The sequence below is a fragment of the Cyclobacterium sp. 10D3-21 genome (assembly GCF_055809755.1).
This window is the reverse complement of the sequence record NZ_CM147924.1, coordinates 4,494,641-4,507,196: the sequence shown is the minus strand read 5'-3', so window position 1 is coordinate 4,507,196 and position 12,556 is coordinate 4,494,641. Positions and strand designations below refer to the sequence as shown.

Genomic DNA, 12,556 nt, shown 5'->3' with positions numbered 1-12,556 from the left:
ACCTTATCAACATGAAAAAGATAATCAAAAATCATATTAAGGCCTTATTGTTTGTAGGTGTTTCTTTGGCCTTTTACTCCTGTGAGGAGTTTCTGGATAGAAATCCAACCACTGAAATATCAGGCCCGACCTTTTGGAAAACGCAAAATGATGCTGACATGGCCTTAGCGGGTTGTTATTCTAGATTGAATGTCAATAGTTTCAATTATGAAGGGATTTACTCTCTTGATATCATGGCAGGGGATGCCAACGAAGGAGGCCAAAGTCTAGGAGCATCCTCTACAGGTACTTTTGCCATGGGAATAATGGAATCCACTTCTGGCGGGCTGTTGGCCAATATATACAACGATTGCTATAGGGGAATAGCTTCCTGTAATTATTTTCTGGACAATATTGACAGGGTAGACATGCCCCCTTCCACAGTCACCAGGTACAAAGGAGAAGTTCGGTTCCTCAGGGCCTTGTTTTATTTCAATCTGGCTGATTTTTATGGGGGAGTTCCTTTGTATACCAGCCCAGTATCAGCTGAAGAAGCGAAAGTAAAACAAAGTTCCTATGATCAAGTAATAAATCAGGTGATAACAGATTTGGATTTCGCGATTGACAATCTCCCAAATACGGATTATAGTACAGGTGGTCATGCAGTAAAAGGAACGGCTTTGTCATTAAAAAGCCGGGTATTGTTGCATCAAAGTGACTGGACAGCTGCAGCTGCTGCTGCCAAACAAGTGATGGATGATGGGCAATTCTCATTGTACCAGGGAAAATGGGGGGACATGTTCATTGCCAAAGGCCAGAATAACAATGAAGAGGTGATATTTTCTACCAGATACCTAAATCCAGACAATTCCAGCCAGCAGGATATTAGAATATTATGGCATGGCATATGGAACCCCAGACAAGAGTTGAGAAATGCATTTGAATGTGTTGATGGTTTACCCATCTCAGAATCTCCACTGTATGATGCAGACAATTGGAAAGAAAACAGGGATCCCCGATTGGGACAGACCATGCGAAATTTTCTGGATCCTGCAGTAAAGGAATCTGGGGAGGTCGTTGAGTTTGCATACAATGGTGTTTCCATGACAGGTTTAATGCCCGCCAAGGGAGGGGATATTGAAACCCTCCCGATTGATTATTCTACCAAAAGTGATCATGACGTGATCCTTATCCGCTTTGCCGAAGTATTGATGAATTATGCGGAAGCTACCAATGAAATCAGCGGACCAACTACCGAAGTATATGAAGCAGTGAATAGGGTGAGAATGAGAGAAGGTGTGAATATGCCACCCTTACCAAGCGGACTTAGCAAAGAAGAAATGCGGGAGAGAATAAGGAACGAAAGAAGAGTGGAATTTGCTTTTGAAGGGATGAGGTACCGGGACATTAAAAGGTGGAAAACAGCAGAGGTGTATATTCCTACTTTGGTGGAACCATCGTCTCAATTGAATAGAAGCTTTGACCCAAACAAACATTATTTATTTCCATTTCCACAATCAGAAATTGACATCAATCCAGAGTTGGTGCAAAACCCTGGATATTGATTAATGATGGCATGAGCATAGGGTAAAGACAAGCTCTATTCAACCAAAAGGTTTTGGTTGGTCATGGTAAAAATCTACAAATTATAAAAGGGGTCTGGCCAGTTTCAGGTCCCTTTTATGTTTATGCCCGAAAGGTGCAATAGACAATCTATTGCGTGTTGAAATCGCTTCAAAAAACCCAATCGTTGCTGTTTTCGACGCTACTTGACGGTAGCTGGGTTTACCATAGCGGAGCGATGCTAAAATCTTCAAATAGCCTGAATTTATTGTAAGTGCAAGACTTTCACTGAAATAAAATCAGGACAGGCTTAGCAAAGTCTGGAATTCCTTTTGACTATTTTATCTAACTCTTTTAACGAAATAATATTTTCATGGTGTTTTGAAATTAATTTGCTAAGGATTTAATCCTGAATTTGAGTATGTTAACCCATATTTAGTTGTCCTAAGTCACTTTTTTCCGAGGTCTTGAGGAAATAATAGAAACGATTTTGTCATTATTGTTGCTTTTTCTGCAACAATAATGACAAAATCTTAAGCTATCATCATTACTTTATTTTTTTAGCATGTCTTAGAATACGGGTTTAAACCTTCTATAATTGCCGGAATTGTTCCCTTAGGTAGTAACGCTACTGATTAAATCCCAACCCAAATTGGCTTCCTAATATCACTTATCTATGTTTTAGAATCTGGTTTAACCTTAACAAAACCTTAGCAGGGTTAGGACAAGGCGGAAAAAATAAAAGATTCGTTGAATTTGACATAATCCCTCAAAGTTTTAGACATGCTGAGAGCTTTATTAAGTAAATCCATGGATTTGGTTTTCCTTTCTCCTATAAATATTCGGTTAATAAAGTAATACTTCATGATTTAAGTTTAATTTAAGCCATAATATTGATTGATTTTTTATGGTTTATTTATTAATAGTTGTAATAAGATTATAGAAAAAATGTTTATTATTATATATAATAAATACTCAACCCAAAATACCTAGATTATGAATGAAAATATACCCAAGCAAACAGGACACTTGCTGCAGTTTTTTTTAAATGTAGTTTACTCATTGATTGTTTGCCTGATGATCTTAATGTTTCCCTCCTTAGTTGTTCAGGCGGAATCAGCTAAAAAGGAAGAGAATATTGGCAGTTACTGGAATTCCGTAGATATATCCATCGAAGGTACTGTCACTGATGCAAATGGACAACCTCTGCCAGGAGTTACAGTATCCATACCTGGTACCTCAATTGGTGCGGCCACGGACATAGATGGCAAGTACAAATTAACAGTATCCGAAGGAGCAACATTATTGTTTTCTTTTATAGGATTTGAATCACAAACTGTACGTGTTGGAAATCAACAAATAATTAATGTTACGCTTTTAGAAGATACGGCTTCCTTAGATGAGGTAGTAGTCATTGGATATGGAACAGTAAAAAAATCCGATTTAACGGGATCTGTTGGATCAGTAGATTCGGAATTAATACACAGTAGACCCCTTACCAATGCCGCAGATGCGCTTCAGGGTAGGATTCCCGGTGTTCAGGTAATGAACAACTCTGCCGCTCCGGGAGGTAATTTTTCTATAAGGATCAGGGGAAGCAATTCCATAAGTGCGACGAATGAACCACTATATGTGGTAGATGGTATTATAGGTGTTGGAGGGTTACAATTTATCAATCCAAATGATATTGCCTCAATTGAGGTATTAAAGGATGCCTCCGCTACCTCTATATATGGTTCCAGAGGTGCCAATGGAGTAGTTATCATTAGCACGAAAAGAGGAAAAGAAGGAAAAGCTCAAATTACATATGACAGTCAATTTGGTTTTTCAAAAATGGCCAGAAAAATCCCAATGTTAAATGCTTCCCAGTACATGCAAATGGAAAATGAAGCGTATGCATATTCGGGATTAACACCTCAATTTACTCAGGAACAAATCCAAAATCCTGAATTTGACACAGATTGGCAGGAGGAGGCCACGAGAACAGCATTTCGTCAAAATCACCAAATAGGTATATATGGAGGCAGTGAGCAAAGTAGGTATGGGATATCAGCCGGCTATTTGAACGAAGAGGGGATAATGCTGAATTCTAAATTGGAGCGAGGAAATATTAGGATAAATCTTGATAATAAACTTTCTGATAAATTAATTGTGGGAACCAGCCTGACAATCAATCATTCCAAAGACAGAAGAATAGATACTGACAATGGAGGATTGAACGCAAGCAGGGCCATGCTGGAAATGTTTCCATTTTTACCAGTAAAATATGAAGACGGCACCTATTCCAACAGTGCGGATCACCCTGGTGGAGAAGGTACTGATAATCCAGTAGCCATTTTAAATGAAATTGAAGATTATTATACCATTACCAGAACCCTTGGGAATCTCTTTATTGAGTATGAATTAATGAAAGACCTTAAACTAAGAATTAGTGGTGGAGCAGACATTAATTATGAATCTAGAAATTATTACAGTCCAAGAACGCTAAGGAGAACCCGAAATACCAGAGGATTGGCTTTAAGATCCAACACCAGAGAGGTGTCGTGGCAAAATGAGAACACTATCAGCTACAAGAAAGTCATTAATGACCGACATGATATCAATGCTTTATTAGGGATTACTTGGCAACAATTCAGGCATGAAGATTTTGTAGCCTCTACCAGGGGTTTAAATGACGATTTCTTTAAATTTAATAACCTTGGAATTGGAGATACTCCCCAACCACCATCTTCCAATACCTATGAGTGGGCTTTAAATTCCTATTTGGGAAGGATCAATTATATTCTGGACAAGAAGTACCTCTTCACGGTTTCTGCCAGAATGGATGGGTCTTCGAAATTTGGAGAAAGCAATAAGTATGGCTTTTTTCCTTCCGGAGCATTTGCCTGGCGAATTTCAGATGAGGCCTTTATGGATAGTCAGGAAGTTATCTCTGATTTTAAATTGAGAACTAGTTATGGCATTACTGGAAATCAGGAAATTGGGGTATTCAATTCGATCTCAAGTTTGTCTACTTATACCTATATTATTGGTGGACAACGTTCCATTGGATTAGGCCCCGGAAGGATACCCAACCCAGACCTTAAATGGGAAAAAACCTCTCAGGGAAATATAGGATTAGATCTTGGTTTTTTTAACAGCAAATTGTCATTGACAATGGATGTTTATTACAAGCAAACCAACGACTTGCTTTTGAATGCGCCCCTGCCTTATACCACGGGATATGAATCCATATTCAGAAATATCGGTAGGGTAGAAAATAGGGGGATCGAATTCATGGTCAGTTCAGTCAATATCGATAGGGACTTGCAATGGATTACAGATGCCAATATTTCTTTTAATGACAACAAGGTGTTGGAATTGGGTGCAGAAGGAGATGATATTTTTCCGGGGCCGGGATTTGTTACACAAACCAATATTCTCCGAGTGGGTCAGCCAATTGGCTCTTTATGGGGTTGGACAAGAATGGGGATTTTCCAAAGTGAACAGGAAGTCTCAGATCATGGGGCCCAACCCAATGCACGGCCAGGGGATATCAGGTACAAAGACCTAAATAACGATGGGGTTATTGATTCTCAGGACCAGTCAATTATAGGCAATACTACTCCAAAGTTTAATTTCGGATTCATCAATTCCTTTACTTATAAAAACTTCGATCTGATCATTGAATTGCAAGGAGTTCAGGGAAATGATGTCATGAATTTAAATCCGATTGTGCTGGAGGACAGGCAAACACAGGCCAATAGTTTTGCTACAATTTTGGACCGATGGACCCCTGACAACCCTAGTAATACCATTGCACGTGTTAGGAAAAACAGTGACCTAAGACTTTCAACCAGACATGTTGAAGATGGATCGTTTATACGAGGAAGAAATATTTCATTGGGGTACAATTTCAATACTGACGAAATTAACTGGGTCAATAGGGTCAAAGTCTTCGCAAGTGCTCAGAATTTCTTTTTGATCAGTAACTATGGGGGGTATGATCCTGAAGTAAGTACCTATGGAGGGAATTTCGGGCAGGGAATTGAATTCAGTAGTTACCCTACGCCCCGTACTTTTACTTTGGGTTTAAGTGTTGTTCTTTAATTTAATTCTGGTATTAAATTCAAAATCATGAAAAATTATAATTTGATAACCATCGTTTTAATCTTGATATTTTCGCAAGTACTGGTTGGTTGCCATCAGTTTCTGGAAGAAGAACCAGAAACCTTTATTAGTCCGAATGCTTATTATAGAAATGCAGAGGATGCTGTCAGTGCCATCAATGCCGTATATGCTATTTTACCTAGGTTTTATCAGGGGATTGCTTACGGAGAGAGTGTATTTTTTACTTTGGAAATGCCTTCCGACCAGGCCGATTCCGGTACAGGAGTTTCTGTGATTGATCAGGATAGATTGGATGCCTATATTTATGATCCAGCCATCAGGCACCTTAGACTTTGGTGGCAATATTCCTATCAAGGAATTAACGCAGCCAATGCTGTGCTTTATTATGTCCCGGAAATCGACATGAATGAAAATGCCAAAAACAGAATTTTAAGTGAGGCGTATTTTTTAAGAGCGTATTTCTATTTTGACTTGGTGAGGCTATTTGGAGATGTTCCACTGACTGTTGATCCAACTTTGAATGTAAACAATGTAAATGTTAGTAGAGTGGATAAGAACCTCATTTATGAGCAAATTATTAATGACCTTCAAAATGCAGAAAACCATCTCCCATTAGGCAATTCTATTGAGGCGGAGACAGGTAGGGCTACAAAAGGAGCCGCATCAACGCTATTGGCTAAAGTTTACCTTACAATGGAACGTTGGGAGGATGCCTCAAAAAAAGCGGAAGAAGTGGTCAACTCTGGAGCATATGAACTGTTTGATGATTATGTAGATGCTTTTAAAGTGGAAAGTAAAAATGGTAAAGAGCATGTGTTTTCTATTCAATTTGAAAGAACCATTAACTCGAGCAACTTTCACGCTTGGTTTTTACCGAGATACCGTGGTATTCAGGCAAATACAGAGGAATATGGGGCGATTTTACCCAATATGGATTTTTATAATTCCTATAGCGATGATGATTATCGCAAGACTGTTAATTTTTATACCAGTTATCCTGCTGCGGACGGATCTGGAACGGTTGAATTTGAACCTCACATCTTCAAATATTTTGACCCCACAGTAGATTTGGTAGGAGGATCGAGTATGAATTATCCTCAAATGAGGTTTGCCGAAACCCTTTTAATATTGGCGGAAGCTGAAAATGAATTAAATGGTCCAAATACCAAAGCATTGGAAGCCATCAATGAGGTGCGCAATAGGGCTTCCCTTTCTAATTTGGAGAATTCTGTAGAATATCAGCCCACAAAGGAGTTTTTTAGGAGCGCAGTACTTAAGGAACGTTCTTGGGAACTGGCTTATGAGGGGAAGAGGTATTTTGATATGTTAAGGACAAATACATCTCTAAATGGAGAGCTAATAGGTTATGATAGTGGTACAGGGGTTTTTAAATCTTTCAATGTACTGTTTCCAATTCCTCAGAGAGAGATTGATAACAATACGAGCTTGGTCCAAAATAGTGGCTATTAAACTTAGATTGACCTTGGGTTTTGTCTAATAATGCACCAGCAGCCATTGGATTAAGGTGTAAAGGTTTTGTAATTCAAATTCCAAGACATGGCTAAACCACTTTAGCCAGCTAACTGTGGTTGGTATTTCGGCGGTATTGTTGCTCCTTTTCGGCAAGAATACCGCCAATTTCAAGGGTTTATATCCCCTAATCCATGGGGAAAGATCGGGGGTATAGGCTTTTCCCCTTAAACCCGGATTATATTATAGCGCTAGAGGCGCCAGTCTCGCCAAAAATTGTGTTTCTATCGCGCAAGAGAAGTTCCATTTCATCTAACGTGTTTTACATGCCAAATGTAGTGCTGTCAATTTTTTACGCTTGGCACTGGGTTTTTAAAATTCATCAATAAAGGCAGATTAAAACTTATATTATACAATAATATCCAAAAATTGAGTATATAAATCTAAATTATACATTGTATTACTTAGATTTTCGAGAACGTTATCGCTATTATATTTACTTAACCTCTTTCTAATCCAGCAAAATTTAGATAATTAGAGTTATCTTCTATTTTTAATGATTTTATTAATAACCTATACCTAATCATATTATGGAAAACACAATTACCAAAAAGATGATCCTCTTACTGTTTGTAATGACCATAATGATTACAGCAGGATTAAGAGCCCAAAGTGCCAGGGAAATTTCAGGAAATGTTACCAATGGCGAAGGGATTACTATGCCAGGAGTGACGATTCTGGAAAAAGGAACAACCAATGGGACTGTTACAGATGTAGATGGAAACTATTCATTTATGGTAAGTGAAAATGCAGTGACCTTGGTCTTTTCATTTGTAGGAATGGAAACAAAAGAAATCACTATTGGCAACCAAAGCAAAATCAACGTTTCCCTTGAAGGGGATACGGCTGATTTGGAGGAAGTAGTAGTCGTAGGCTATGGAGAGCAGAGAAAAGCAACTTTAACTGGTGCGATTGCCAGCACAGATGAAAAAATGCTCAAAAAAGCCCCTGTAACCAGCCTTTCCAATTCATTGTCAGGATTGTTGCCAGGTCTAACTACGCTAAACCGATCAGGGGAACCAGGACAAAACAATGCCCAAATTTTCATAAGAGGTCGCAGTACCACAGGCAACACCAGCCCTTTGATTGTGATCGATGGTGTACCTGATGAAACAGGAGCCTGGCAAAGGATTAACCAGAATGACATTGAACAAGTTTCTATCTTGAAAGATGCTTCTGCGTCTATTTACGGCGCACGGGCCGCAAATGGTGTCATTTTGATCACTACCAAAAGAGGCTCAATAGGAAAGCCCGTTTTCAGTTATACTTTCAATCAGGGGATCACACAGCCCACCAGGCTCCCTGAAATGGCCAATTCATGGGAATTTGCAGATTATGTAAATCAATACAGGACTACGATACAGAATTTACCGGCACTGTATTCCGATCAGGAAATACAGACCATGAGAGATGGTACGGATCCACTAAATTACCCCAACACCGATTGGGTAGGCACTATTTTTAAGAAATTCACGCCCCAAAGTATGCATAACCTTAATGTTCGGGGAGGCACAGAAAAGGCACGGTACTCCATGTCCGGTTCTTATATTGATGAAAACAGTATTGTTAAGAATGGATCGCATGAAAGCAATGCCTTTACCTTGCGGACAAATGTAGACGTGGATATTACTGATAATTTCCGTTTTGGCCTGGATATAAACGGGGAGATGGACAATAGAAAAAGACCAGTATTGGGAGGATTCGGTACAGAAGGAAGTCCTCTGATTCCCGCATTTTATCCCAATGGTTTACCAGCCTCTCTCCCAGGAGATGCGGGTGAAAACCCAGCCATCAATTTAGCTGGAGAAGGAGGGTACTTCTCAGACAAAATTTTCAGGACTTTCGTAAAACCTTCTTTTAACATAAACATTCCGCAAGTGGAAGGATTGAGTTTGGATGGCTATGTTTCTTATAGGCAGGAGTACACAGAAGGTAAACGATGGAGAGATACCTGGCTGGTTTATAATTATGATGCCGAAAACGATGTGTTCCTGGAGAAGCAAGGAGGTCAGGTTAGTCAGCCAGATTTACAGGAAGTATTCAATAAGCAAAAGGATTATTTGATGCATTTCAAAATCAAATATTCAAAAGCCTTCGGAGACCATCTGTTGGAAACTTTTGCGGCGTTTGAACAAGCTGAAGGAGAATTCAGAACGATGACTGCCTATAGAAGGGGATTTATTTCTTCATCCATAGAGGAATTGTTTGCAGGTAGTGGAGAAAATATGGTGGCAGATGGAACCAGAAGACAATGGGGCCGACAAAATGTTTTTGGAAGAATCAATTATAATTATAAAGAAAAATACCTTTTTGAAACCAATTTGAGGTATGATGGTTCCTATGCCTTTCCACAAAGTGGAAGGTGGGGATTTTTCCCAGGATTTTCTGCAGGATGGAGGATTTCTGAAGAGGGATTTCTTAAGAGTTCCCCCAATGTGGATAATTTAAAATTGAGGGCGTCTTATGGGCAAATGGGGAATGACCAGATCAATCCATTCCAGTTTATGTCAATGTATAACCTCAACCCAATAGGTACTCATTTTGGAGGTGGGACTCAGGCCATTTTAACGCCTGGAGTGGCACCCAATGAGGCCATTACCTGGGAAGTATCCGAGAATGCTAACCTTGGGCTGGACGCCACCTTATGGCGTGGAGGCTTGGACCTAAGCGTGGATTTTTTCAAACAAAGAAGATCCAATATCTTAACTGCAAGAAGTACAGAAGTCCCCATTTATACAGGACTTGTGCTACCAGACGAAAATATTGGAATCATAGAGAATCAAGGGTTTGAGGTGATCCTTACCCACCGCAATAATGTTGCCCCTACCAACGGCCTCTCCTATACCTTTTCGGGGAATATGGGCTATGCCAAAAACACCATTGTTGATATCAGTGAACCGCAGGATATGCCAGATTATCAGAAAGCAGAAGGCACCATGATAGGTACCCAATTGCTGTATGAGGCCATTGGTATATTCAGAACCCAGGAAGAAGTTGATGCCAATCCCATAATGGCCAATACCCAAGTAGGCGATTTGCAATACAGGGATGTCAATGAAGATGGCACTATAAACGCTGCGGATAGAGTAAGGCAAAATAGGGGTGTAATTCCAGAAATGACTTTTGGATTCAATGCGACCCTTGCTTACAAAAGGTTTTCTCTATTCGCCAATTTTGCTGGGCAAGCCAGGGCTTGGACTTATTTTCACAAACATGCCAGAACTACCCAAAACAGTTTGAGAGAATTATTGCTAAATCGATATACCCCGGGAAGTATGGATTCTAAATATCCCATCCTACCTCAGGAAGATGGTGCTGGCGAAGGAGAAGTCAGTGGCATGCCAAGTACATTTTGGCTTCAGAATGCTTCCTTTCTTCGGCTAAAAACCTTACAGGTTGATTATGCAGTGCCTGAGGAATTTCTTAGCAAATTCAAATTGAGCAGTCTTATGTTGTTTGTGAATGGAAGCAACCTTTTTACACTATCGGATATTAAATGGTTCGATCCTGAAGGTACTCCTGAATCCAGTTCTCATGCAGGATTCAGTTATTCCACGGGAAATTTTTACCCACAAACAAGGGTTTTCAATATTGGTCTGAATGTTACTTTTTAAATCTCCTTTGTATTTCTAAATAGAAAAGTTATGAAAAATACTATCCTACCCAGCATCTACAATAGATTAAGAAGGACAATATATTTGTTAAGCCTCATTTCTGTGGTTATTCTCAGTGCATGTTCAGAAGTTTTGGAAAAAACCCCTATAGACAGCTATTCGGATGCGGCTGTTTGGAATGATGCCGCCTTGATCCAGGCTTTTGCCAATGCCGCTTATAAAGACATTCCTTTTGGGTTTCAAAACGTGAATGGTTGGCGCTTTATGCCTTATGCGAACATGACCGATGAGGCAAATTCTAGAAATTCTGCCTCCAATATTCAGATTATAATTAATGGCAACGCATCTTCCTCTTATTTAGGTCCAATGGACGTCTGGACCGGACCTGATGACTGGACTTATTGGAAACCGATTAATCAAGCCAATATTTTCTTGGATAAAATTCAGGAATCTTCAATTAGTGAAGACCTAAAATCCGAATTATCTGCTGAGATGAAGGCTGTGAGGGCATATGCTTATTTTAAATTCATTAGCCATTATGGAGGCGTTCCCTTGATCACAACTCCTTTTAATTTGGGTGATGAATTCAGGGTTGCAAGGAATACTTATGATGAAATAATGGATTTCATTGTGGCTGAATTGGACGAAGCTATTCCAGATTTACCTTTAGATTATGACGCTTCCAATGATGGCAGGATCACCAAGGGTGCTGCCATGGCCATTAAAGCGAGGGCCTTATTGTATGCGGCAAGTCCATTGAACAATCCTGAAAATAACATGCAGAAATGGCAAGCAGCAGCAGATGCCTCCAAAGCCATTATTGATATGGGAATGTATTCATTGCATGATGATTATAAAGCATTATTTACAGTCGACGGGGGATACAATACAGAGGAAATAATTTGGGGAAGACCCCTAAACATCAATGTGGACATTGAAGCCAGGGTAGAAAGATTGCTCTACCCTAATGGATGGTTGGGTTTTGGACATTCTCATCCCTTGCAGAACCTGGTAGATGATTTTGAAATGGAAAACGGGTTAAAAATAGAGGAAGATGGTTCTGGATATGACCCTCAAGATCCCTATGTAAATCGTGATCCGCGGTTTTATAATACTATTTTATACGACGGCGCACCTTTTAAGGAAAGAACCATCGAAACGTTTACCCCAGGAGGACAGGATTCACCAGATGGCTTTGAGTCGGCTTGGAATGCAAGTGAAACCAGTTATTATATCAGGAAATTTGTAGACGAAGCCCAATGTGGATGTACCAGCAATGAATCGGGAAGCAGCTCTCCTACCTGGATTTGGTTCAGGTATGGAGAAACATTATTGAATTATGCTGAAGCGATGTTTATGTTGGGGGATGAAGCCAGTGCCAGAGAATATGTCAATAGGGTGAGGTCACGGCCAGGAGTTGGAATGCCTTTGATCACAGAAAGTGGAGATGAGCTATGGGAAAGAATCATGCAAGAGAGAAGAGTAGAATTGGTTTTTGAAGAGTTTAGGTTTTTTGATGTCCGCCGTTGGAAAACGGCAACGGAGGTTTTGAGTAAAGACAGAATGAGAATGAATGTTCACAGAAACCCGGACACTGGAGAGAAATCCTATACGGTTGAGTTTTTTCAGCCGGCACAATTCAATGAATGGAATTATTTAGCTCCCATTCCTCAGATTGTTATCGATCAAAATTCCTTAATTGAACAGAATCCAGGGTATTAATAGTAAAAATGGAAATTGTATTGCTTTTGAAACCTTAG

5 protein-coding genes are annotated in these 12,556 nt (G+C 39.7%); all 5 read left to right on the top strand.

All coding sequences use genetic code 11. From position 1 onward, the window contains the following. Positions 1-11 precede the first annotated feature (11 nt). The 5 genes from AC0L7T_RS17495 (at position 12) to AC0L7T_RS17475 (ending at position 12,518) form a co-directional block, all read left to right on the top strand. A complete protein-coding gene (locus AC0L7T_RS17495; protein ID WP_473337021.1) occupies positions 12-1,544 on the top strand; it encodes a RagB/SusD family nutrient uptake outer membrane protein in 1,533 nt (510 codons plus the stop codon). 994 nt (positions 1,545-2,538) lie between these two features. After that, positions 2,539-5,631 (top strand): SusC/RagA family TonB-linked outer membrane protein, encoded by a 3,093-nt coding sequence (locus AC0L7T_RS17490; RefSeq protein ID WP_473337018.1) that lies wholly within the window; start codon positions 2,539-2,541, stop codon positions 5,629-5,631. Positions 5,632-5,658: 27 nt separating this feature from the next. Further along, positions 5,659-7,122 (top strand): RagB/SusD family nutrient uptake outer membrane protein, encoded by a 1,464-nt coding sequence (locus AC0L7T_RS17485; protein WP_473337016.1) that lies wholly within the window; start codon positions 5,659-5,661, stop codon positions 7,120-7,122. 590 nt (positions 7,123-7,712) lie between these two features. Further along, positions 7,713-10,796, top strand: a complete 3,084-nt coding sequence (locus AC0L7T_RS17480; protein WP_473337014.1) for a SusC/RagA family TonB-linked outer membrane protein — start codon at positions 7,713-7,715, stop codon at positions 10,794-10,796. A 30-nt stretch (positions 10,797-10,826) separates the two neighbouring features. Then, entirely contained in the window at positions 10,827-12,518 is a 1,692-nt protein-coding gene (locus AC0L7T_RS17475; protein ID WP_473337012.1) for a RagB/SusD family nutrient uptake outer membrane protein, read from the top strand. Positions 12,519-12,556 lie beyond the last annotated feature (38 nt).

Coding starts and splice junctions, on each gene's coding strand:
- AC0L7T_RS17495 (WP_473337021.1), top strand. CDS start 12: ATGAAAAAGATAATCAAAAATCATATTAAGGCCTTATTGTTTGTAGGT.
- AC0L7T_RS17490 (WP_473337018.1), top strand. CDS start 2,539: ATGAATGAAAATATACCCAAGCAAACAGGACACTTGCTGCAGTTTTTT.
- AC0L7T_RS17485 (WP_473337016.1), top strand. CDS start 5,659: ATGAAAAATTATAATTTGATAACCATCGTTTTAATCTTGATATTTTCG.
- AC0L7T_RS17480 (WP_473337014.1), top strand. CDS start 7,713: ATGGAAAACACAATTACCAAAAAGATGATCCTCTTACTGTTTGTAATG.
- AC0L7T_RS17475 (WP_473337012.1), top strand. CDS start 10,827: ATGAAAAATACTATCCTACCCAGCATCTACAATAGATTAAGAAGGACA.